Origin of the sequence: Bacillus sp. UNC69MF, assembly GCF_000746035.1 — a bacterium.
Classification (GTDB): Bacteria; Bacillota; Bacilli; order Bacillales; family Bacillaceae; genus Bacillus; species Bacillus velezensis.
The window spans coordinates 44,516-69,653 of record NZ_JQKM01000013.1; the positions used below are offsets into that span (position 1 = coordinate 44,516).

Consider the following 25,138-nt stretch of genomic DNA (forward strand, 5'->3'; position numbering starts at 1 on the left):
GATATACTTGGACAAAAAGGGGTGGAGCATATGTGGAAGGAAACGGTTTCGGTCACACCGCCGTATCATTTTGATAAAGTCCTTGAAAGGCTGTCGCTCGATCCGCTGAATGCGGTCGATCTTCATGCAAGATCAATCAAAGTGCCGCTCAGAACACGGGACGGCAAACTGTCCGTCATCACGGTTCAAGCGGAAGGCACCGCCGCAGACCCGGTCTTTCTCGTCAGCGGAGAAACGGACCGCGAGGAGATGATTGAACGGATCAAACACATTTTTCAGTGGGAGCAGCCGCTTCAGCCTGTGCTTGATCATTTCTCAAAAACAAATCTGTCGGCGCTTTTTGAGGAGCATGCGGGAACCCCGCTCGTCTTGGAATATGGCGTCTACAACTGTCTCATGAAATGCATCATCCACCAGCAGCTCAACCTGTCCTTCGCTTTTACTTTAACGGAACGGTTCGTCCATGCCTTCGGTGAACAAAAAGACGGCGTCTGGTGTTATCCCGAGCCGAAAACGATCGCGGGGCTTGAGTATCAGGACTTGCGGGAGCTCCAGTTCAGCATGAGAAAAGCGGAATATGCGATTGACATTTCACGGATGATTGCAGAAGGAGCGCTCAATCTGGCGGAACTTACCCATTTGTCGGATGAAGACATTATGAAAAAGCTGATCACCATCAGAGGCATCGGCCCGTGGACCGTCCAAAACGTCCTCATGTTCGGCCTCGGCCGCCCGAATCTGTTTCCTTTGGCGGACATCGGCCTGCAAAACGCCGTCAAACGCCGCTTCGCCCTTGAGGATAAACCGTCAAAAGACGTGATGCTCCAGGTAAGCAGCGAATGGGCGCCGTATTTAAGCTATGCGTCCTTGTACTTGTGGAGAAGTATTGAATGATGAGGATTTTTGGAAACTTCCAGTGAAAAACATGAAGGAACCGCCGGCTGCATGTTATACTGAAAAGATGTGATATTTCAAATCAGCCGTTTTCCCATGAGAAAGGCTTTATATAGAAACGGAGAGAAAAAAACGTGAATCAACATCAAAAAAAGGCGCCTGCCGAATTGAAAATCGGACAGACATTTCCGCTGACCATCAAACGTCTCGGCATTAACGGAGAGGGCGTCGGCTATTTTAAGAAAAAAGTTGTCTTCGTTCCCGGCGCTCTGCCCGGTGAAGAAGTCGTTGCCGAAGCGACAAATGTGCAGCCGAAATTTTCAGAAGCACGCGTCAAAAAAATCCGCAAGCCGTCTGAACACCGCGTCACGCCGCCATGCCCGGTCTACGACCAGTGCGGCGGCTGTCAGCTTCAGCATCTGGCATACACCCAGCAGCTTCGCGAAAAACGCGACATCGTCATTCAGTCTCTGGAACGTCATACGAGATTCAATGTCGAAGAAATGAACATTAAAGATACGATCGGAATGGACAACCCTTGGAATTACCGGAACAAAAGCCAGTTCCAAGTCGGACGCTCGCAAAGCGGCAGCATCATTGCCGGCTTATACGGACTGGATTCCCATAAAATCGTTCCGATTAAGGAATGCATTGTCCAGCATCCGGCGACAAACAAAACAACGGGTATCGTCCGCCGTATTTTGGAAAAACACAACGTATCCGTTTATAACGAACGGACCAAAAAAGGCGATGTCCGCACCATCGTGACGAGAGTCGGTTTTGAAACAGGCGAAGTGCAGGTCGTGCTTGTCACCGCGAAAGAGACACTGCCGAATAAAGACGAGATCGTCAAAGCCATTCAGAACCGTCTGCCGGAAGTGAAATCGATTATTCAAAACGTCAACGGCGCGCGCACATCCGTCATTTTCGGTGACAAAACAAAAGCGCTGGCCGGAAGCCATGCCATTCAAGAAGTGCTCGGCGACGTGTCATTTGAACTGAGCGCCCGCGCCTTCTTCCAGCTCAACCCTGAGCAGACGGTCAAGCTGTATGACGAAGTGAAACAAGCGGCTCAGCTGACAGGAAAAGAAAAAGTCGTAGACGCGTATTGCGGCGTCGGTACGATCGGCATGTGGGTTTCAAACGGCGCAAAAGAGATCCGCGGCATGGACGTCATTAAAGAATCAATTGACGATGCGAAGAAAAACGCCAAAAAACACGGCATCAAAAACGCAGCATATGTCACAGGAACTGCCGAACACTGGCTCCCGAAATGGACGAAAGAAGGCTTCCGCCCTGACGTGGTCATCGTCGACCCGCCGAGAACCGGCTGTGACAGAACATTTTTAGATACCATCAAAAAAGTAAAACCGAAACGCTTCGTCTACGTATCCTGCAATCCTTCCACACTGGCGAAAGACTTGCAGACGCTGTCGAAGGACTATCGCGTCGAATATATTCAGCCTGTTGATATGTTTCCGCAGACGGCTCATGTGGAAGCCGTGGCGAAGCTTGTATTAAAATCGTCTAACTAAAATAAACAATTCGTAATCAGACCTGGATTTCGGTAAATTAAACAATTCCGATTTCCGGGTTTTTTCATGTTTTGCCCTTGTCCTATCTGTCTTTTGTCTTTATTTAACTGATAAAAAGAGTTGAAAAAAACGTATGGAAAAGCAAGTGAAAAACAGCCAAGTAGGCTGCTTTCTATTAACACTTTCTTTTTTTCGTTTGGAAACGGCATTACAGACAAAATATGAAGATCTTGTTGTGAACCAGAAGCAATAACAAGTACGTTCAAGTTCCGTGAATACTTGTAATTTTAGTTAATATTTTGTAAACTTCTTTCTTAAAGAATAAAGTCCCCGACACTCATCGGCACATCTACTATTGGCGATAGTTGTAATAAATGATAAAAAGGAGGTGAAACCGAATGAGAGATATTGGAACCTCACCCACTGAACGAAGGTTCTGAAGCAGAAGCTGTAAAAGGCAAGGTTGCTTACTTACACTAATCACAACGGCAGTTGGCACATCTACTATTAGCAACAACTGTGGATAAAAGATCAAACACACTAAAAAAGCATGTTTGGTCGTTATACATGATATGAAAGCCTAAACAGGAAAAAAGGACCCCGATTATTTTCCTTATTCCCAAAAAAGGAATAAACCCGAGGCGGAAACGCAAGTGATAACAACTATTACAGTAATACCTGCGATGGTTATATCCTTAATAAGTAATTATCGCGACAATCATGCTTCATCATATAATGATGTTAGATTGTCACTTGGCTAAAAAGTATTGCAGAAAAGGAAATGGATAATGAAATGGATAAAGTAAACAAAAAACGACCGTTGTATAAAAAAGGTTGGTTTCTCACGGTTTTGGCATTTTTAGTTTCACAGCTTTATTTTAATTTTGCAGAATTAACGGGATGGGGTCCTAATTATAGAGAAATGAATGGATTCCCAGCAAACATAGTTGACCTGGATTTCTTTCAAACATATCTTTCATTCTATGATAATCCATGGTTTAATATTGTCACTGTTTTCTTGGGGGTTTTCACTGTTATACAAATCATCACAGGTATAACAAAGGATATTCGAAATGAAAGCAATAACTTCTGATGCCTTATTTAATGATGAAAGAAACTTTCTTATTAATCTTATGAATGAAGACTGCGGCACTTAGTCAGCAGTCTATTTTATTGGTTTTGGATCAGGATTACCGAATCGTAACCTTATCCAAACATTTATAGGTAATTGTATAAAGATATTAACATATGGGGTTTGAAAGCCAATCGACCCTTAGTACATATACTGTATAGAGCCAGAAAAAAAGCAATCTTTGTTAGCCACTTGCTGCGTTGGTTATTTCTAAACCATGAGCAAATCCCAAAAGATCCAGATTGAAGTACTTGAATTCTGTTAAGTTCGAGTTTATTTTCTCTTCCCATCCCATCCTCTTTACTCCATGTGATTCACAAGCGGTAAGTTAAGGCTTTTTCTATTTACATTCTCTTGAGTACCCAGATATACCACCCCCAGCCCCATTTGCTTAATCAAATTATTTTTTCGCAAATGATATTGAGATACGGATATGGTGCAGCGTTAAATATTTTCTCTTCGATAACAGGACAATTATTTTGCATTGGTAATAGGGAGAACTCATATGATATTCTATTTAGGTTGGAATCCTTTTTGTCCAAAAAGAGCAAAAGTAAGGCCGCTAAGAAAGATGAAGGTCAGCGCTACTATTAATAAACCACAATATAAATAAAAAAATAGGTGTAGATAATCATCACACTTTTTTCTCTCTCAAACCCTTTTAAAGGTTAAGGAGTTTGACTGAGTGAAAGTCTATTACGTTAACTCAATTAATGTGTTTTGCTTCAGTTTGCTTTTTCACGTGTAAAAAGTGAAATGTTCAAAATTTACTATCGTTTGATAAGAAGTGCTGACACATGCTATAAGTGTAAAAGAAGCATGGTCAGTTTTTAATTTTGGGATCAAGGTTTGGCTGTATCCCATCATGAAAGGATTTGGATTTGTTATGACAGATAATTTCTGGCGTGAATTACCACGGCCATTTTTTGTACTGGCACCAATGGAAGATGTGACGGATGTCGTTTTTCGCCATGTTGTGAGTGAAGCAGGCAGACCTGATGTGTTTTTCACAGAGTTTACAAACTCAGAAAGCTATTGTCACCCGGATGGGAAGGATAGTGTGCGCGGCCGTTTGACTTTCACGGAGGATGAACAGCCGATGGTTGCCCACATATGGGGAGATAAGCCTGAAAACTTTCGCCAAATGAGTATTGGGATGGCGGAATTAGGGTTTAAGGGCCTGGATATCAATATGGGCTGTCCTGTACCTAATGTGGCGGGGAATGGAAAGGGAAGCGGCCTGATTTGCCGTCCTGAAGTTGCAGCCGAATTAATACAGGCGGCGAAAGCAGGAGGTCTGCCGGTAAGTGTGAAGACCAGACTTGGCTACACGGATATAGACGAATGGCGCGGCTGGCTGACACACATACTGAAACAAGACATTGCGAATCTTTCCATTCATCTGCGTACAAGAGCGGAAATGAGTAAAGTAGATGCGCATTGGGAGCTCATCCCGGAAATCAAGAAACTTCGTGATGAGATAGCGCCGGATACCCTATTGACGATCAATGGGGATATTCCTGACCGTGAAACCGGCTTGAAACTCGCTGAACAATACGGTGTTGACGGGATTATGATTGGACGAGGCATTTTTACTAATCCATTCGCCTTTGAAAAGGAGCCGAGAGAGCATAGCAGTAAGGAATTGCTTGATCTTTTGAGATTACACCTGGATCTTCATGATGAATATTCAAAAGCAGAAGCTCGAGCATATAAACCGCTCCCTCGCTTTTTCAAGATATATCTTCGCGGATTCCGTGGAGCAAGTGAATTAAGAAATCAATGCATGAATACAAAGTCAACAGATGAAGTGCGTGCATTGCTCGATGACTTTGAGAGAAAGTATCTTGATGGGATGGAGCAAGAGTGACATAAATAACTCTTCATCCGGCCCGGATTTCGGTTTGAATTCCGGGTCTTTTTGTGTGCAGTTTTTACCCAGACAGACCCATGGCCAGTTTCGTCATGCAGAAATAAACGAATCATGGTACATTGATAGGACATACATCATAAAGGGGAGAGAAAAATGAAACGACTGTGCATCATCCCCTGCGGCAAGAAAAAAATTTGGGATGTCCATTCAGATACAGGTCCGGTAAGGGCGGAAGACGCTTATCTCAGCCCGTTTCATCAGGCGTGCGAGCGTTATGCGAAAGCATTTTTCGATGAGTGGGTAATTTTGTCGGCAAAGCACGGATTCCTTCGTCCGGATGATATGGTTCCCGGAAATTACGATGTCACTTTTGGAACCGGTCATCCGGAGATCATGGCAGCGGACGAGCTGCGCCGTCAATTTCATGAAAAAGGCTTTTCCGACATCGAAGAGCTTGTCATGCTTGGCGGGAAAAAATACCGAAGCGTCCTAAACGCCGTCATCAGAGAGCATCAGCATATCACCTGGCCTTTGTCATCGTATAAAGGCATTGGCTACATGCTTCAAGCGCTGAATCGGGCTGTTGAAGAAAAGCATGAACTGCAGCACGTGGATATGAAAAAAAGAGTGTAACCACTCAAACGCCACGATAGACTGTATGCAGAAGCATGAAGCAGTTAAAAGATTTCCGAGGAAATAAATACGTCGATCATTGTCAAAGACAGGGTGATGCCCGGTCTTTTTTGTATGCCTTAAAACGAGACAAAGGGAACAGATCGAGACAAAATGAGACACCTGTCTCAAACTGTCTCCATTGTAAAAATAAAAACATTCATTTTACGGGCTTCAAAGGCTGGCATGCTTCTTGCATTTATAAGTGTGAACCCTAAATAGAAGGAGGCGCACAAAATGGAATTGTTAAAACGAGAAGGCTTGTCATTAACTGAGGAAAAAGCGCTGTGGATGTACCAAAAGATGCTGGAAATCAGGGGCTTTGAAGACAAAGTGCATGAACTGTTCGCGCAAGGAGTGCTTCCCGGATTCGTCCATTTGTATGCCGGTGAAGAAGCGGTAGCTGCGGGGGTGTGCGCTCATTTAGATGATGGCGACAGCATTACAAGCACACACAGGGGACATGGCCATTGTATCGCCAAAGGCTGTGATCTGGACGGCATGATGGCGGAAATATTCGGAAAAGCGACCGGACTGTGTAAAGGCAAAGGCGGTTCTATGCACATTGCGGATCTTGATAAAGGCATGTTAGGCGCAAATGGAATCGTCGGGGGCGGATTCACGCTCGCATGCGGATCAGCGCTCACGGCTAAATATAAACAAACTAAAAATGTAAGCGTTTGCTTTTTTGGGGACGGAGCCAATAACCAAGGGACCTTCCATGAAGGGCTGAACTTAGCGGCAGTATGGAACCTTCCTGTCGTGTTCATCGCCGAAAACAACGGCTACGGCGAAGCCACGACATTTGAGTACGCATCAGCCTGTAATTCAATCGCCGATCGGGCGGCTGCCTACAACATGCCGGGGGTCACGGTGGACGGAAAAGATATTTTAGCAGTTTATCAGGCAGCCGGGGAAGCGATAGAAAGAGCAAGAAACGGCGGAGGACCGTCTTTGATTGAATGTATGACTTACAGAAACTACGGACATTTCGAAGGGGATGCCCAAACTTATAAAACAAAGGATGAAAAGACTGAGCATCTTGAAGAAAAGGATGCCATCCAAGGCTTTAAAAACTATCTTCTAAAAGAAACAGATGCAAATAAACTGTCAGACATCGAACAGCGTGTCAGCGAATCGATTGAAAAAGCCGTCTCGTTCAGCGAAAAGAGTCCATATCCGAAAGAGTCAGAGCTGTTGACAGACGTCTATGTGTCATATGAAAAAGGGGGAATGTGAGATGGCGAGAGTCATAAGCATGTCGGACGCGCTCAATGAAGCAATGAAGCTTGCGATGAGAAAAGACGAAAATGTGCTTTTGATCGGTGAAGATGTCGCCGGGGGAGCGGCGGTCGATCACTTGCAAGATGATGAAGCATGGGGCGGTGTACTGGGGGTCACAAAGGGGCTCGTACAGGAATTCGGCAGAAGCAGGGTGCTGGACACACCAATTTCTGAGGCGGGCTACATGGGTGCGGCCATGGCTGCGGCATCCACAGGGCTGAGACCGATTGCGGAACTGATGTTTAACGATTTTATCGGAACGTGCTTTGATCAAGTGATCAACCAAGGGGCGAAATTCCGCTATATGTTCGGCGGTAAAGCGCAAGTGCCGATCACCGTCCGCACCACATACGGAGCCGGGTTCCGGGCAGCCGCTCAGCATTCGCAGGCGCTGTATGGCCTGTTCACCAGCATCCCTGGACTGAAGACAGTTGTTCCATCCAATCCGTATGATGCCAAAGGTCTTCTGCTTGCAGCAATAGAAGATAATGATCCGGTGTTCTTCTTTGAAGACAAAACGTCCTACAACATGAAGGGCGAGGTGCCGGAAGATTATTATACAATTCCGCTCGGAAAAGCGGATATCAAACGCGAAGGCAGCGACATCACGCTCTTTGCGGTCGGCAAGCAGGTCAATACTGCGCTTGAAGCGGCTGCGCAGCTTTCTGAGAAAGGCATCGACGCCGAGGTGCTTGATCCCCGGAGTCTGTCTCCTTTAGATGAGGAAGCGATTTTCACATCGTTAGAAAAAACAAACCGGCTGATCATCATTGACGAAGCCAATCCGCGCTGCAGCATCGCCACGGATATTGCTGCGATTGTCGCCGATAAGGGCTTTGATTTGCTTGATGCACCGATTAAACGGATTACAGCGCCGCATACACCAGTGCCGTTTTCGCCGGTGCTTGAAGATCAATATTTGCCGACACCAGACCAAATTGTCAGCGTCACGCTTGAATTGCTTGGCGAGCCGGCAATGAATTAAAGGAGGGATATAGAATGGCTGTAAAAGTAGTAATGCCGAAGCTGGGAATGGCGATGAAGAAAGGTGAAGTATCCGTCTGGAATAAAAAAGTCGGCGACCCGGTTGAAAAGGGAGAAAGCATCGCCAGCATCAACTCGGAAAAAATAGAAATGGAAATAGAAGCGCCTGAAAGCGGCACGCTTCTCCATATTAAAGTCAAAGAGGGAGAAGGAGTCCCGCCGGGAACGCCCATCTGTTATATCGGGGAAAACGGCGAAGAAGTGCGGGAGAAGGAGGCGCCGGCTCCTGAAAATGCAGGGAAACCGCAATCTGAACCTGAACATATTCCCGCTCCCAAAGCCGTGCAAAAGCGTAAACACCGCGTGAAAATATCTCCCGTTGCCCGAAAAATGGCGGAGAAAGCCGGGTTGAAAGTTGAAACGCTGAACGGGACGGGGCCCGGAGGCAGAATCGTAAAAGCTGACGTCATCAAGGCCATGAAGACGGAAGCTGAACCGCAGTCTTCGGTTCAGACGGCACAGCCGGAGGGAAAACCGGCTTCAGCGATGAGAAAAGTGATTGCAGACCGAATGCACAAAAGCCTGCAAAACAGCGCCCAGCTGACGCTGACGATGAAAGCGGACATTACGGAGCTTGTAAAATGGCAGGAGCAGCTCGCCGACAGCGCGAAAAAGCGGAGCGGTGTTAAACTGACGGTCACACATTTCGTATCCCGGGCCGCGGTGCTTGCGCTGAAACAGCATCCTGAGCTGAACAGCTCTTATCAAGAGGAGCGGATCATCACCTATCCATATGTCCACCTCGGGATGGCGGTTTCTCTTGAAAACGGTCTCGTCGTGCCGGTGATTCGGGATGCGGAAAAGCTTTCATTCCTTGAGCTTGCGGATCACATCAGCACATCGGCACGCCGGGCGCGGGAAGGCAATGCTTCCGGAGATGACCTGCACGGATCGACATTTTCTATTACAAATCTCGGGGGTTACGGAATTGAGCATTTCACCCCGATTCTTAATCCGCCTGAAGCCGGTATTCTCGGAGTAGGCGCAAGCTATGAAACGCCTGCGTTTAAAGGAGATGAGCTGGTCAAAAGCACCATGCTGCCGCTGAGCCTTACCTTTGACCACAGAGTATGTGACGGCGCACCGGCAGCGGACTTCCTGAAAACGGTCAAAGCGCTGCTTGAAGAGCCGGCCGGATTGATTTTATAGAGAGGGTGAAGAGATTGACACTAGCCATTATCGGCGGCGGGCCTGCCGGATATGCAGCTGCCGTGACTGCCGCGCGGAGGGGAGAAGAAGTCGTTCTGATCGACAAAGGGCCGCTCGGAGGCACTTGTCTCAATGAGGGGTGCATCCCGACAAAGTCGCTTTTGGAAAGCGCGAATGTGCTCGATAAAATCAGGCATGCAGATACATTCGGCATCGAACTGCCGCAAAACATTACACTCAATTGGGCCCGCATGCAGGGGCGCAAACGGCAAATCGTCAGCCGGCTCGTGCAGGGAATTCAATACTTAATGAAAGCAAATCAGATTAAAGTCATCAGCGGGACAGCTTCATTTCTCACAGAGCAGACATTGCTTGTTGAAGGAGAAGGAGGCGCAAAAGACATTCTGGAAGCGGATCGGATATTGATTGCATCCGGATCTGAACCGGCGGAGCTGCCGTTTGCCCCATTTGACGGCGATTGGGTGATCGACAGCAAAGACGCGCTTTCTTTACAGAAAATCCCTTCTTCTCTGCTTATTGTCGGGGGAGGTGTGATCGGCTGTGAATTTGCCTCTTTATTCAGCCGGTTTAAAACGAAAGTGACGGTGATTGAATCGGCTGACCGGCTGCTCCCGGCAGAAGACGGAGAAATCGCTGCCGTTTTCGAAGACTCTTTAAGAGACAGCGGGGCTGATATTCAGACAAAAGCCGCCCTTCAGCGGATTGACAAAGAAAGGAAAACCGCCGTGTGGACAAAAGACGGCAAAGAAATTGAGGCGCAGGCTGATCACGTTTTGGTTGCAATCGGGAGAAAACCGCGTTTGCAAGGCCTGAATCTGGAGCAGGCCGGCATCCGGTATTCTCCGCGCGGTATTGAAGTCAATGACCATATGCAGACCAATGTGCCTCATATATACGCATGCGGCGATGCGGCCGGAGGAATGCAGCTCGCGCATGCCGCCATTCATGAAGGAATCACAGCCGCCGCGCATGCCTCGGGAAAGGACAGCAAAGTCAATATGCGGGCGGTGCCCCGCTGTATTTATACATCGCCGGAAATGGCCGCTGTCGGGCTGACGGAAACACAGGCGAGAGAGACATACGGAGATGTGAAAATCGGAGAATGCTCATTTTCTGCTAACGGAAAAGCGTTAATTAAACATCAGCATGGCGGCAAAATGAAAATCATTGCCGAACCGGAATTCGGAGAAATCGTCGGCGTGTCAATGATCGGGCCGGACGTGACGGAATTGATCGGTCAGGCGGTCATGATGATGAACGGTGAAATGACGGCGGATATGTCGGAGCACTTTATCGCGGCGCATCCGACTCTGTCAGAAACGCTTCAGGAAGCCCTGCTGAATGTCACCGGACTTGCGGTGCATTCCGTATAACCGGAATACCCTTTCTCAGATGAGAAGGGGTATTTTTCGTTGAAAGCGCTTTATTTTTCCCCTACAATATATGAAAAGATGGTCTGAACAGGGGGGAGCGAATACAATGAATGTCATTCGGAATGATTTTAAAACCTGGAAGCGCTTTGTGAAAGAAGGCGTGCTTGATGAATCCCGTATTCAGAAGCGGGTGGCCGCCTCATGGCACCGCTGCAAAAAAGCCGACGTCAACCCTTATCTCGAAAAGGGGCCGAATGTAATGCCGGCAGATCATTTAGAAAGGCAGGCCGAAAAGCATGCGTTATTTTTAGCGGCCTCAACGCCGTATGCAGAAAGAATGAAAACGGCGATGCGGGAAATGGAAATGATGGTTCTCCTGATTGATTCAGACGGCGTTGTCCATTCAGTTGACGGCCACCCGCGCACCATTCATGAAGCGAACCGCATCAATTTCTTAAAAGGCGCCCGCTGGACGGAAACGGCCGTCGGCACGAATGCGATCGGGACGGCTCTTTATACAAAAGAGCCGGTCATGATACACGGCTCTGAACATTATTCGCTCGCTTCTCATCAATGGAGCTGTTCCGCCGCGCCGATCCGTTATGAAGACGGGCGGCTGGCGGGTGTCATTGATATTTCCTGCCCCGCCGCCCGCGCTCAGCCGTTTATGCTCGGAATTGCCTCCTCCATCGCTTATACGGCGGAACGGGAGCTTGCCCTAAAGATCAAAATGACAGAACTTGACATGATCAGCAAGTTCGCCGGGCTTACCCGGTCTCACGATCCGATCGTGCTTTGCAATGAAATGAGCCGGGTTATCGCCGCAAGCCGTCCCGTTCAGCATTTTACCGGACATACGCTGCGCGAGCTTGAGGAACAGGGCTTTCACATCAAGCAGGCGAAGCGGGAGGAGAACGGCTACACATGCGTTTATTTATCCAAACGAGAAGAAAAGCCGTCTTTTATATTCCATGGTGCGGCAGGCAAAAGCCCGTCATCCCGACATATGCTTCAGCAGCTGGAGCTTGTCGCCCGAACGGACGCAACCGTTTGTCTTACGGGAGAAACCGGGACGGGAAAGGAGGTTGCCGCCCGGGCGATTCATAACAACAGTTCCAGGAAAAACGGCCCGTTTATCGCCGTCAATTGCGGAGCGGTCCCCGAAAAGCTGATTGAAAGCGAACTGTTCGGCTACTCGGAAGGCGCCTTCACCGGGGCCAAACGGAAAGGACATAACGGCGCTTTGCAAAAAGCCGATAAAGGCACGCTTTTCCTCGATGAAATCGGAGAAATATCACACTCCATGCAGGTCGCTCTGTTACGGGTGCTGCAGGAACGGAAAGTCACCCCGGTCGGCGGGACAAAAGAGATTCCCGTTGACATCAGAATCATCACTGCCACCCACACTGATCTGAGACAGCTTGTCGAATGCAAAAAGCTGAGAGAAGATTTATTTTACCGGCTTCACGTCTGTCCGATCCACCTCCCTCCATTAAGAGAACGCACCGAAGACATTCCCGGCCTCTTCCTTGAATTTCAGCGAAATCGCGGCTGGCGGGGGGAGCTTCCTGATGACTTTTTAGACCTATTAAAGAGCCGGAAATGGCCGGGGAATATCAGGGAATTGTTTAATGTATTTGAACGTCTTTCCGTCATGTTCCCGGACGGACGGCTGTCAGAACGCCCCATCGCAGCCCTGCTTGAAGCGTCAGGTCTTAAAGAGGCGGCCGAGTCTTATGAACAGGAAGAAGCGTCCCCTGTCTCCATCCGGGAGCACATTCAGAAAAACATCATCGTAAACGCCCTTGAATCAGCGAAGGGGAATGTCACGCTGGCCGCCAAAATGGCCGGAATCCCGCGGAGCACGTTTTACAAACGCCTCAAAAAATTCAAACTCACCACCGGACAATTGTAAGAAACAAGCATACTTCTCTTGGCTGCCGGACACGTTATGTGTGAGGCCTAAAGGAGGTTTGAGACGTGAATACACAGCGTGCGAAAGACATTTCGGAATCCGCCGCCATGGCGTATGTGACGTACGAAGGAGTTCCGATTTATATTCAGCATGTCAACGAAGACAAGGAAACAGCCAGAATTTTTCCGATCGGAAATCCGCAATTTGAGCAGGAAGTGCTGCTTTCTGATTTACAAGAGCATTTTTGAGAATGGGTCTGCTGATGACAGCAGGCCTTTTTCGTACCTGTGGGAACTTTCCCGCTTTTTGAGAAAAATAACTAAAAATGATTAAATGATCTAACTCCTCCAAACCCGGTACAGATCGGACCTTCTCATGATATAAATAAAATGTAAACGTTATCAGAGGAGGGCTTCACATGACAGACAAATCATTCTCAATCGTTATTGCAGGCGGCGGCAGCACATTTACCCCCGGAATTGTATTAATGCTTTTGAATCACCTGGAAGAGTTTCCGATCAGAAAGCTGAAACTTTATGACAATGATAAAGAAAGGCAGGAGCGGATTGCGGGTGCGTGTGAGGTATTCATAAAAGAAAAAGCGCCGGACATTGAATTTCTGGCGACTGATGACCCAGAGACGGCTTTTACGGATGTTGACTTCGTCATGGCGCATATCCGCGTCGGAAAATATGCGATGCGCGCGCTCGATGAACAAATCCCGCTGAAGTACGGCGTGGTCGGCCAGGAAACATGCGGGCCGGGCGGAATCGCATACGGCATGCGCTCTATCGGCGGTGTTCTGGAGATTCTTGATTATATGGAAACGTACTCGCCTGACGCATGGATGCTGAATTACTCCAATCCGGCGGCGATTGTGGCCGAAGCTACACGGCGCCTCAGACCGAATTCAAAAATATTGAACATCTGCGACATGCCGGTCGGAATTGAGGATCGCATGGCGAACATCCTCGGATTATCTTCACGGAAAGAAATGAACGTCCGTTACTACGGCTTGAACCACTTTGGCTGGTGGACGTCCATCACAGACCGGCATGGCAATGATTTAATGCCGAAGCTGAAAGAGCATGTCCGTGAATACGGCTACGTTCCGAAGACGGAGGCCGAACAGACTGAAGCAAGCTGGAATGACACATTCAAAAAAGCGCGCGACGTACAGGCGGCTGATCCGGATACGCTTCCGAACACATATCTGCAATATTACTTATTCCCGGATGATATGGTGAAAAAATCAAACCCGAACCATACGAGAGCCAACGAAGTCATGGAAGGGCGGGAAGCTTTCATTTTCAGCCAATGCGATATGATTACGCGCGAACAATCGTCGGAGAACAGTGAAATTAAAATTGATGATCATGCTTCCTATATCGTCGACCTTGCCCGGGCCATCGCTTACAACACAGGGGAGAGAATGCTGTTAATCGTTGAAAATAACGGCGCGATCGCAAACTTTGATCCGTCAGCCATGGTTGAGATTCCTTGTCTCGTAGGCTCAAACGGACCGGAACCGCTCTCAGTCGGGAACATACCGCAATTTCAAAAAGGCCTGATGGAACAGCAGGTGTCTGTCGAAAAACTGACGGCTGAAGCGTGGGAAGAGCGGTCATTTCAAAAGCTGTGGCAGGCGCTGATCCTGTCAAAAACAGTGCCGAACGCCCGTGTGGCAAGACTGATTCTTGAAGATCTGATGGAGGCTAACAAGGACTACTGGCCTGAGCTTGATGTAAGTCCGTCTCCTATTTCCTGATGACAATCTTCCCCGTTTTCTTTATCTGTTATTCTATATAATAGAAAGAAAACGGGGGGATTTTTGGGATGAGTCTTGAAGAACTGGTTAACCAGCATTACGCGAAATTAAATGATAACGATTTTTATATTTTAAAATATATATTGAATCATAAACATACGTGCTACCATCTCGGTATCAATGACATGGCGAAAGCCTGCAATGTCTCTCGGTCTTCCATCCTGCGGCTTGCCCAAAAACTGGGCTTCAGCGGCTACAGTGAATTCCGGGTTTTTCTGAAATGGGAGGATCAGCCTGAAGAGGGCGAGAATATGACGTTTGAAAAGCTGCTGGATGATATTGAAGCCAATGTAAAATATGTGAAGTCAAAAGATATGACGGAGATGTGCCGGCTAATAGATGAAGCAAAACGGATTTTCGTTTACGGATCGGGCACGGCTCAGAGGGTGTGCGCCCGTGAGCTGCAGCGGATGTTTGTATCCCGGCGGAAGTATCTGATTTTAATTCAGGACATCACAGAGTTTGATATCATGTGTGATGATTTTAAGGTTGATGACGTATTCATCATTATTTCTTTATCAGGCGAAACACCCGAATTAATTCCGCAGGTAAGGACCCTGTCCGCAAAGGGAGTTCCGTTTATTTCAATCACCAATCTGAAAAACAACGTACTGGCGCAAACGACGCCGTATAATCTTTATGCGACCAGCAAGCCGGTGACGTTAAGCGATAAAACGGAAATTGTCGCATTTGCCCCGTTTTTTCTGGTGGGCGAATCGTTATTCCGTGCATATGTTGATTATAAAGAGCTTGAAAATTTTGATAAATAGCGGGAGGTCACGTGAAATGATGCAAAAAGTCCAGCGCTTCGGCAGCGCGATGTTTGTGCCTGTTTTGTTATTTGCATTTTCCGGTATTATTGTCGGTCTGAGTACGCTGTTTAAAAATAAAACACTGATGGGGCCGCTGGCTGATCCTGACGGGCTTTGGTATCAATGCTGGTATGTCATTGAACAAGGCGGCTGGACCGTCTTTAATCAAATGCCGCTCCTGTTTGCGATCGGCATCCCTGTCGCCTTAGCGAAAAAAGCGCAGGCGCGGGCTTGTTTGGAAGCGCTTACAGTTTATCTGACATTCAATTACTTTATCAATGCGATTCTAACGGTTTGGGGCGGGGCTTTTCACGTCGATATGACTCAGGAAGCCGGCGGAACGAGCGGGCTGACGATGATCGCCGGCATCAAAACGCTTGATACGAATATTATCGGTGCCATCTTTATTTCATCTATTGTCGTGTATTTGCACAATCGTTATTTTGATAAAAAACTGCCGGATTTTCTGGGGATTTTTCAAGGATCTTCCTACATCGTTATCATTTCTTTCTTCATTATGATACCGATTTCACTTGCGGTGGCATACGTATGGCCGATGGTTCAGTCCGGAATCGGCTCGCTGCAAAGCTTTCTCGTTTCTTCCGGGGCGATAGGCGTGTGGATTTACACATTCCTGGAGCGGATTTTAATTCCGACCGGCCTGCATCATTTTATTTACTCGCCGTTTGTTTACGGTCCGGCTGTGACTGAAGGCGGTATCGTTACCTATTGGGCCCAGCATCTCGGGGAATACTCTCAAAGCGTCAAACCGCTGAAAGAATTGTTCCCGCAGGGGGGATTCGCGCTTCACGGCAACTCGAAAATCTTTGGCATTCCGGGAATCGCGCTCGCTTTTTACGCCACGGCTTCAAAGGAGAAGAAAAAAATCGTCGCCGGCCTATTGATCCCGGTCACCTTGACGTCCATTGTCGCGGGAATTACAGAGCCGATTGAATTTACATTCCTTTTTATCTCTCCGTTTTTATTTGCGGTTCATGCTTTGCTTGCCGCTTCCATGGCAACCGTCATGTATATGGCCGGCGTCGTCGGAAATATGGGAGGCGGTTTGATCGAAGCTGCGACCTTGAACTGGATCCCGCTGGCGTCAAGCCACGGCTTGACGTATGTATACCAGATCATTATCGGGTTGTGTTTTACCGCTGTTTACTTTTTCGTCTTCCGTTTCCTCATTCTCAAATTCAACATCGCCACACCGGGCAGAGAAAAAGAGGAAGGACAGGAAACAAAGCTCTATTCGAAAAAGGAGTACAGAGAACGGAAGCAGGCTTCAAAAGAAACAGCGGCGGCAGACGAAACACAGCGGGATACAGCCGCTTTGTATATTGAAGCGCTGGGCGGAAAGGACAATATTACGGAGGTCACCAACTGCGCCACCCGTCTCCGCGTCACTGTCGCTGATGAATCAAAGGTCAAAAGTGACGCCGATTTCAGAGAGCTGGGAGCCCACGGCGTCGTCAGAAAAGGCAGGGCGCTTCAGGTCATTGTCGGATTAGGCGTTCCGCAAATGCGGGAGCGTGTCGAGAAAATATTGAACGGTTAAAATACTGCAGCAGCAGACTATGTGCAGAGCGCTTGTTAATCCGGCGCTCTTTTTATGTTTTGAAAAAATGTATGAATTTGTCATACCTTTGCCACCTGTACATGCAGGAGTGAAAATGAGGGGGTGCAAAAAACGAAATGACTTCTGCGGTATTTTAAATAGCAATTAACAAATAGGAGGCAAGGCAATGACAAACTATACGACTTTCTTAGGACTTTACAAACCCGATAAAACGGAGGGGATTGAGGTTGAAAGCATTGCTCAAAACTTTGAAGCGATTGACAGCAAAATCGGTGCTGCGCTTAGCAATGGCACGTCAACTTATGAAAATTTAAACGAAAGACTTAAAATGTATGAAAACAGATTTGAACATGTGACAGAGCGGAACGTTATGGATTTTGGAGCTAAAGGTGACGGCGTAACGGATGATACGCAGGCATTTCATGATGCCATGGCCGACGGAGGTTATGTCGTAACAGTTCCCGCGGGTGTATTCAGAACATCGGGATTGTTTGTTCCTTCAAATACAATGCTTGTCGGAGCAGGCAAGAAAAGAACGGTCATTAAATTATTAGACGAAACACCGGTCGGCCATTCTGTTCTGACCAACAGTGATTATACGAACGGTAATGAAAATATTTATGTCGGCCATCTCACTTTGGATTGGAACAAGGATACGCGTCCTTCCGGCTGGAAGATTCCGAAAGGTCCCACTTCAAGCTGTTTGCTTTTTGCGAATGTTGACTATTCTTTTGTCGAGCATGTGTTTGCGAAGAACGCCGGCCTGCACGGCTTTGATTCTACAAGCCCGAACTATAACAGACATGGAGAAAAAGATGATCCAACTTATTATCAGCCCAACGGCTGTAACTTTGTAACGTTTTCACATTGTGAAGCAACAGGGTCCGGGGATGATAACTTTACTTGTCATTTTGGATTCCACACTACTTTCAGCCACTGTGTTTCCTATCACCCGATGGGCAATGGGAATGGCACGTCAAATTCAAATTGCTTTGAGATCGATGACGGTTCTCAAGATGTATTTGTAGATAGCTGTGTTGCAATTGGCGGTGCACGCGGTTTTGAAATTAAGGCGCATGACTATGCACCGGCGGCTAAACGAGTTCAACTGGCTAATTGCCGTGCTTACGAAAATGCGATCGGTTTTTGCATTAGACATATTGGCCATCATTTATCGGCTGAGCCGACATCAAAAACTGCCCATGATGTCCAATTAGTAAATTGTCAGGCAACAAATCCTAAACAAAATTCTATATATAAAGGCGTCGGAGCGAGTGCGTTGGTTGTTTCGGGCTATGATTCAGTTAATATAGTGAATTTCCAAGCTATTTGTGAAGATCGTTCATACGATTACAGCAATGACACGATCATTATGATTTATTACAAAGGACGGTATGTCAATCTGAAGAATATTACGATCCGCGGGTTCCGCTCCGCTGCTCATGATCTGTATGTTCTTGGCGGAGAAAATGCGGTAGGTAAGTGCATGATTGACGGCGTTTTTCTAGTTGACGGCGGCACGACGGGGCTTGCTTTTGGCGGAGGCGTTGATAATTGTACAGTGAGCAATGTATACGGGCATAGATTGGGAGCCGGCAGCGGAACGGTCGGACTCTATTCTTCGGGTCCGGATCTGAATATATCAAATATTGATTTTCAAGGATATGAAACAACATTTCATGTAGGCGGTAAAAAAACACCGTATGAGTTGTTTAAACATAAAGGATCTTCTGTTATGGCATCTAAAGATTCCCATGTTACAGGAACTAATGGCTTTGTCGTCGGTTCTGTCCGGGGACAGGCTGCAGGAGGTTCTCAATCTGGAGTAATCGGTTCATATAATACGATTAACCCAAATGCGAACTCAACTGTATGGGGCTGGGGTGCCGGCAGCACTCCGTCATCAGCCAACAGAAAGATTGAGCTTCACGCAAAAGAAGGAACAATTAAGGCTACGGGAGGCGTAACAGGTTCCTCGACATTCTCTGACTACGCCGAGTATTTTGAAAGCCTGAGAGGGGAAAAGATTCCGACGGGAACACTTGTCACACTTGAAGGTGATAAGATCAGACCGGCTGAAAAAGGTGACCTCATGCTTGGGGTCATTTCCGAGACCGCCGGAGTGATTCTTGGTGAGTCGAGTTTTCACTGGTCGGGACGATACGTAAAGAATGAATTTGGCGGCTATGTTTATGAAGAACAGAAAGATGCGAACGGCCATACGGTCATGGCGCCAAAGGAAAATCCGGACTTTCGGCCTGAAGAAGACTACGCTTCAAGAGAAGAGAGAGACGAGTGGAACATTGTCGGACTCATCGGCCAGGTATATGTCAGATGCGATGAGACTGTGAAACCGGGAGATTTTATTCACGCTCATAACGGGATTGCAACAAAATCTGATGCTTCAAACCAGCGCTGGCAGGTCATGAAAGTGATCAATGAGTTTGATGCTGATAAAGGATTCGGGGTCGCTCTCGTTTTTATTCGTTAAATGAAATGACACGGTATGAATGATCATCTGACTAGCGGATGTCTTTTAAAGGCTCCGCTAGTCATTTTAAAATAAAAGGCTCCGGTTCAGGAGCTGGTAAAAAGAAAAGATAAGACAGCCTCCATATATCTGCACGCCTCATTCCCTCAATTTTTATCCTCAATGATTTCCGTTTTTTTTACACAAAGTACATAATAAAAGTGCGAGTTCAAGGGTTAATCCTTTATTCATTTAAGACAAACAAATAAAATAAATATACATACATATTGAACAAAGGATTTGGAGGCTTACACATGTCAAAGGCTTTATCATATGTAAAACCGTATTCTCTTTTGGCGGGAATCGCTCTGTTTTTCATGCTCATCGAGCTTGCGGTAGAGCTGATACAGCCCCTGCTGATCGGGAAAATCATTGACGAAGGAATTTTAAAGCAGGATCTCGGTACGGTTTGGCTGTGGGGCGGCGTGATGATCGGACTGACCGCTGTTTCATTCGCATCGGGCATTTTAAATTCATTCTACTCCGCCCACATCAGCCAGAGCTATGCGTATGATACGCGAAAAGGGCTTTTTCAAAAAATTCAATCCTTCTCTTATTCGACGTTTGCGCAATTCTCATCCACATCGTTTATCACCCGGCTGACAAACGATGTGACACAGGTCCAAAATATGCTTTTCATGAGTCTCCGGTTTATGCTTCGTGCGCCGTTAATGATCGCGGGGGGCATTATTCTCTCGCTGACCGTCAATGCGAAACTCGGGTTTTTTCTGCTGATCACGGTGCCGATTTTGCTTTTGTTTTTGCTGTGGGTGCTGAAAAGAGGCGGCGCGCTGTTTCGGTCTGTGCAAAAGCGGCTTGATCAGGTCAACACGATCATGCAGGAAAACCTGACGGCGATCAAACTGATTAAAGCGCTCCTCCGTGCAAACCACGAAGTGAAACGTTTTTTGAAATCGAATACGAAGCTGATGGAAAAAACGGTCTCCGCTTTTCGTCTCGTGGAAGCGGCGATGCCGATTTTAATGCTGCTGATGAACATTTGCATTTTGTTTATCTTATGGTTCGGCGCCAAAAGCATTGCTCAGGGCGGAGCGCAGGTCGGCGATGTCGTTTCCGTCATTAACTATGCGACGCGGATTACAGGCGCGCTGTCCGTCCTTCCTTTTCTCATCATGGTATTTTCCCGGGCGAAGGCTTCCGGAGAAAGAATCGGCGAGGTGCTGGAAACAGAAGGCGGCGAGGGAACGGGGCAGGACCCGGCACGGGCGCTTGCAGGCGGGATTGAGTTTCGCGAAGTGTCCTTCCGCTATCCGGGCATGGAAAAAGACGCGCTGCATCACGTGTCCTTTTCTGCCAGCCCGAAAGAAACGGTTGCCATTATGGGCGCGACAGGTTCAGGAAAATCAACGCTTTTTCAGCTGATTCCGCGCCTGTACACGGCTGATTCGGGCAGTATTTTCATAGACGGCAAACCGATCGGTGAATTCTCCGCTTGCGGGCTGCGCAGGGAAATCGGCTATGTTCCGCAGGAAGTGCTTCTGTTTTCGGGCACCATCCGTGAAAATATCGCCTGGGGGCGGGAGGATGCTTCACTAGATGAAGTAATGGAAGCGGCCCAAGACGCGCAAATCCATGACACGATTATGAAGCTGTCAAACGGATACGACACGGTGCTGGGACAGCGGGGCGTCAATTTGTCAGGCGGGCAGAAGCAGCGGATTTCCATCGCGCGCGCTTTTATCAGAAAGCCGTCCCTCCTGCTGTTAGATGACAGTACGAGCGCGCTTGATCTTCAAACGGAAGCGAAGCTTTTACAAGCGATCAGATCCTATGAATGCACGACACTGATTATTACGCAGAAAATAACGACTGCAATGAAGGCTGACACCATCTTATTGCTTGAAGACGGCGAACTGCTGGCCAAAGGCACGCACAAAGAGCTGATGGCACAGTCTCATCTGTACCGGCAGATTTATGAATCACAATTCGGAAAGGAGGGAGCTGACAATGCAAAAAGACATTCGTAAACCTTTCCGATATCCGAAAATACCGCTCAAATCAAATGAAGGCGGCAGAAAACGCGCGAAAGCAAAAGATACAAAAGGCACGCTGCGCAGAATCTGGTCTTATGTAGCCGAGAAAAAAGGGCTTTTAACCCTTGTGATCATCATGGTAGTCATAAGCGCCATATTCGGCCTGCTCGGACCGTTCGTCATCGGGAAAGCGATTGATCATTTTATCGTCGGACAGACGACAGACGGATTGGCGGGGGTGCTGTTCATCCTGTTTGGGATTTACCTCGTGCAATCATTGTCCTTATGGTTTCAAAACTATTGGATGATCAATATCTCGCAAAGCACCGTGTTTAAAATGCGGAGCGAGCTGTTTACCCATCTGCATGAGCTGCCGATTCCGTTTTTTGATAAACAGCGGCTCGGGGACTTAATGAGCCGGGTCACCAATGATATCGAAAATGTCAGCTCCACTTTAAATACATCCGTCATTCAAGTGCTGTCGAGCGTCATTACATTCGTCGGCACAATCTCCGTCATGCTGTACATGAGTCCGCTTTTAACATTGATCACGCTTTTGATTATTCCGATCATGCTTTTGAGCATTAAATGGATCACCAACCGGACGGGATTGCTGTTTAAGCAGCAGCAGAAAAACCTCGGCGAGCTGAACGGTTTTATTGAAGAGTCGATATCAGGGGCGAAGGTCATTAAAGCCTATTCGAGGGAAGACCGCGTCATGGAACAATTTTTAGAAAAAAACGCGGCGTTACAATCATCGGGGTTTTGGGCGCAGACAATTTCGGGATTCATTCCGAAAGTCATGAACTCTTTAAACAATTTAAGCTTTACGATTATAGCGGCGGTCGGCGGGCTGTTTGCGCTGAAGGGATGGATCTCGATCGGTTCCATCGTCGTATTCGCCGAATACTCGCGGCAGTTCACGCGCCCTTTAAATGATTTAGCCAATCAGTTCAATACGATGTTATCGGCCATCGCCGGGGCTGAACGGGTGTTTGACGTGCTGGATGAAAAAGAGGAGCGGGAAGATGAAGAGCATGCGCTGTACCAGCCGATCAAAACGGGAGAGATTGAATTCCGAGATGTCTCCTTCGGCTATCAGGAAGACAGCCTGATCTTAAAACACCTGTCCTTCAGCGTTCCGAAAGGACAGTCCATCGCCTTCGTCGGACCGACCGGAGCGGGTAAAACAACCGTTACAAGCCTGATCGCCCGTTTTTACGAGCCGAATAACGGAAAAATCCTCATTGACGGAACGGACATCAAAAAACTGACGAGATCCAGTCTGAGAAAAAACATGGGGTTTGTCCTGCAGGATTCTTTTCTCTTTCAGGGCACAATCAGGGAGAATATCCGCTACGGCCGGCTGGATGCTTCTGACAAAGAGGTGGAGGAAGCCGCAAAAGCCGCCAATGCCCACGGGTTCATCGAACGGCTCCCGAAAGGCTACGATACCGTTCTTACCCAAAACGGCGCGGGCATCAGCCAAGGACAAAAACAGCTCATTTCCATCGCGAGAGCTGTGCTGGCGGACCCGGTGCTGCTCATTTTGGATGAAGCGACGAGCAACATTGACACAGTGACGGAAGTGAAAATACAAGAAGCGCTCGGCCGTTTAATGACGGGCAGAACAAGCGTCATCATCGCTCACAGGCTGAACACAATTCAAAAAGCCGATCAGATTCTTGTGCTGAAAGACGGCGAAATGGCTGAAAAAGGAACCCATGCCGAACTTCTAAGCCAGAACGGGTTTTACCGGGAATTATATGAAAGCCAGTTCCGGGAATCATAGATAGGGAAAAAGACCTCCGACAGAGTGCGGAGGTCTTTTTTTCGCGAAGGCAAATAGTACTTTTAAGTTATTTTCGTTAAATGTAACAAAATTACTTGACGTAAATAAGTTATGTATATATACTAGCTTACATAAAGTAAGTGATAATAATTTTCAAGGAGGATTTTATGAATAAATCATTCGAAACAGGAACACTGCTTTTAAGGGTTGTAACAGGTATTATCTTTTTTGTTCACGGTTTATCCAAGTTTCAAGGGTTGGAAGGAACTGCGCAATTTTTCCAGAGCATCGGGCTTCCGGCCTTTATGGTCTATGTCATCGCGACGATTGAGCTTGTCGGCGGGGTTCTGATCTTTTTCGGTTTGGCAACGCGCATTATCGGCGTTCTGTTTGCCGTCACATTAGTCGGCGCCATCTTCACGGCGAAGCTTTCCTCACCATTTATGGGCGGATCGGAATTTGATTTCATCTTACTGGTTGCGTCAATTCATTTAGCGCTTTCAGGAAGCCGTCTGCTTTCATTGGATCAGCTCCTTTTCAAATCAAAAAAGGGAGAAACTTTTTCAGCATAAGAAAGAAGGCGTTCAAATGACCGGCATTCATCAAGATACGGCAATCGGTTATGTCAAATTGACCATTAAAAATATGGAACGCTCGCTCGGCTTTTACCGGAATGTCATCGGCCTTCAAGTCATCTCGCAGACAGATCGTTCTGCAAGACTGTCAGCAGACGGAAAACGCGTCCTGCTGGTGCTTGAAGAAAATCCAAGCGCCGTCGTTCTGCCGGAGCGGTCTGTCACCGGCCTTTACCATTTCGCGATACTTCTGCCTGACCGGAAAGAACTCGGCATCGCATTGGCCAGGCTGATTGAAAACGGCATCGCGCTCGGTCAGGGGGATCACGCGGTCAGTGAGGCTCTTTACCTGTCTGATCCGGACGGCAACGGTATTGAAATATACGCCGATCGTCCCCGCAGCACGTGGCGCCGGGATGCAGAGGGCAATTATGTCATGCAAACGGCGCCCGTCGATGTGGACGGGCTTTTGGAAGAAGCCGGAGCTGAACGGAAAAGCCGTCTCCCAGAAGGAACTGTTATCGGCCACATCCATCTTCATGTGACGGACTTACAGGAAGCCAAAGCGTTTTACACCGATATTCTCGGTTTTGATATTGTCGGCAATTACGCGGGCATGTCCGCTCTGTTTGTTTCAGCGGGAGGGTATCACCATCACATCGGTCTGAATATATGGGCCGGAAAACATGCGCCGCCGAAACCGGGAAATGCAAGCGGGCTGGATTATTACACCATCGCGCTGCCGCATCAAAAAGAGCTGTCACGTGTGACAAAAGCGCTGACCGATGCCGGCTTTGAGATCGAAGAAAAAGAAGAGGGCGTATTCGTCAAAGACCCTGTATCAGGGGCGGATATCGCATTTACACTGTAAGAAACAAACCTTGCCGTCTAACCGGCAAGGTTTTTTATTTTTCTGAAGTTTTCTTGAAAAGGCTCGGGAAAGAAGAACGTCGATTTGCAATATACACACGGCTTTTGAGTGACTGAAGAGAGCGAACATCTCAGTGAGGCGCAAAAATGACGCGTGGAGCCGCCATCGCCGGCCCGAGCTCAGGGCATCCGCCGGATTGAAAAAGCTGTATGGGCAGAATTTGAATAGAAAAAGGCAAAAGCCGCATCCGGTCACAAGATGC

Annotated in this window: 19 protein-coding genes; all 19 read left to right on the top strand. The window is 47.6% G+C overall.

From position 1 onward, the window contains the following. The first annotated feature begins 30 nt into the window (after window positions 1-30). The gene (locus tag BR62_RS0109900; protein ID WP_032870691.1) at window positions 31-894 is read left to right on the top strand and encodes a DNA-3-methyladenine glycosylase family protein; all 864 of its coding nucleotides are present in this window, start codon (window positions 31-33) and stop codon (window positions 892-894) included. 134 nt (window positions 895-1,028) lie between these two features. Beyond that, window positions 1,029-2,429 carry a 23S rRNA (uracil(1939)-C(5))-methyltransferase RlmD gene (rlmD, locus tag BR62_RS0109905; RefSeq protein ID WP_021493862.1) on the top strand — a complete coding sequence of 467 codons (1,401 nt, stop codon included), beginning with the start codon at window positions 1,029-1,031 and terminating at the stop codon, window positions 2,427-2,429. A gap of 793 nt (window positions 2,430-3,222) precedes the next feature. Continuing rightward, window positions 3,223-3,522 (top strand): YfzA family protein, encoded by a 300-nt coding sequence (locus BR62_RS0109910; RefSeq protein WP_032870693.1) that lies wholly within the window; start codon window positions 3,223-3,225, stop codon window positions 3,520-3,522. Between the two features lie 925 nt (window positions 3,523-4,447). Next, on the top strand, window positions 4,448-5,431 hold the full coding sequence (locus tag BR62_RS0109915) for a tRNA dihydrouridine synthase (protein WP_007408522.1): 984 nt from the start codon (window positions 4,448-4,450) through the stop codon (window positions 5,429-5,431). A 156-nt stretch (window positions 5,432-5,587) separates the two neighbouring features. Next, the gene (locus tag BR62_RS0109920; RefSeq protein WP_020955511.1) at window positions 5,588-6,067 is read left to right on the top strand and encodes a DUF6884 domain-containing protein; all 480 of its coding nucleotides are present in this window, start codon (window positions 5,588-5,590) and stop codon (window positions 6,065-6,067) included. Between the two features lie 276 nt (window positions 6,068-6,343). Next, window positions 6,344-7,345 (top strand): acetoin:2,6-dichlorophenolindophenol oxidoreductase subunit alpha, encoded by a 1,002-nt coding sequence (acoA, locus tag BR62_RS0109925; RefSeq protein ID WP_007408524.1) that lies wholly within the window; start codon window positions 6,344-6,346, stop codon window positions 7,343-7,345. A 1-nt stretch (window position 7,346) separates the two neighbouring features. After that, window positions 7,347-8,375, top strand: coding sequence for an acetoin:2,6-dichlorophenolindophenol oxidoreductase subunit beta (gene acoB, locus BR62_RS0109930; protein ID WP_032870694.1), 1,029 nt, complete (start codon window positions 7,347-7,349; stop codon window positions 8,373-8,375). Window positions 8,376-8,389: 14 nt separating this feature from the next. Further along, entirely contained in the window at window positions 8,390-9,583 is a 1,194-nt protein-coding gene (locus BR62_RS0109935; protein WP_032870697.1) for a dihydrolipoamide acetyltransferase family protein, read from the top strand. Window positions 9,584-9,597: 14 nt separating this feature from the next. Then, window positions 9,598-10,977, top strand: a complete 1,380-nt coding sequence (gene lpdA, locus BR62_RS0109940) for a dihydrolipoyl dehydrogenase (protein ID WP_032870699.1) — start codon at window positions 9,598-9,600, stop codon at window positions 10,975-10,977. A 106-nt stretch (window positions 10,978-11,083) separates the two neighbouring features. Further along, entirely contained in the window at window positions 11,084-12,892 is a 1,809-nt protein-coding gene (locus BR62_RS0109945) for a sigma-54-dependent Fis family transcriptional regulator (RefSeq protein ID WP_020955513.1), read from the top strand. Between the two features lie 65 nt (window positions 12,893-12,957). Next, window positions 12,958-13,140 carry an H-type small acid-soluble spore protein gene (locus BR62_RS0109950; RefSeq protein WP_003155535.1) on the top strand — a complete coding sequence of 61 codons (183 nt, stop codon included), beginning with the start codon at window positions 12,958-12,960 and terminating at the stop codon, window positions 13,138-13,140. Window positions 13,141-13,310: 170 nt separating this feature from the next. Next, on the top strand, window positions 13,311-14,660 hold the full coding sequence (glvA, locus tag BR62_RS0109955; protein WP_007610111.1) for a maltose-6'-phosphate glucosidase: 1,350 nt from the start codon (window positions 13,311-13,313) through the stop codon (window positions 14,658-14,660). 68 nt (window positions 14,661-14,728) lie between these two features. Continuing rightward, the gene (locus BR62_RS0109960) at window positions 14,729-15,490 is read left to right on the top strand and encodes a MurR/RpiR family transcriptional regulator (RefSeq protein WP_015239410.1); all 762 of its coding nucleotides are present in this window, start codon (window positions 14,729-14,731) and stop codon (window positions 15,488-15,490) included. Window positions 15,491-15,506: 16 nt separating this feature from the next. Next, window positions 15,507-17,093, top strand: coding sequence for an alpha-glucoside-specific PTS transporter subunit IIBC (locus BR62_RS0109965; protein WP_032870701.1), 1,587 nt, complete (start codon window positions 15,507-15,509; stop codon window positions 17,091-17,093). A 187-nt stretch (window positions 17,094-17,280) separates the two neighbouring features. Continuing rightward, a complete protein-coding gene (locus BR62_RS0109970) occupies window positions 17,281-19,605 on the top strand; it encodes a peptidase G2 autoproteolytic cleavage domain-containing protein (RefSeq protein WP_032870703.1) in 2,325 nt (774 codons plus the stop codon). A 293-nt stretch (window positions 19,606-19,898) separates the two neighbouring features. Next, window positions 19,899-21,632, top strand: coding sequence for an ABC transporter ATP-binding protein (locus BR62_RS0109975; protein ID WP_007408532.1), 1,734 nt, complete (start codon window positions 19,899-19,901; stop codon window positions 21,630-21,632). Continuing rightward, window positions 21,613-23,430 (top strand): ABC transporter ATP-binding protein, encoded by a 1,818-nt coding sequence (locus tag BR62_RS0109980; protein ID WP_032870705.1) that lies wholly within the window; start codon window positions 21,613-21,615, stop codon window positions 23,428-23,430. Before BR62_RS0109975 ends, BR62_RS0109980 begins: the two co-directional genes overlap by 20 nt. Before the next feature lie 167 nt (window positions 23,431-23,597). Beyond that, window positions 23,598-24,002: a DoxX family protein gene (locus BR62_RS0109985; RefSeq protein WP_032870707.1), complete on the top strand. Its 405-nt coding sequence runs from the start codon at window positions 23,598-23,600 to the stop codon at window positions 24,000-24,002. 16 nt (window positions 24,003-24,018) lie between these two features. Next, a complete protein-coding gene (locus tag BR62_RS0109990) occupies window positions 24,019-24,876 on the top strand; it encodes a catechol 2,3-dioxygenase (RefSeq protein WP_032870709.1) in 858 nt (285 codons plus the stop codon). The last annotated feature ends 262 nt before the right edge of the window (window positions 24,877-25,138 follow it).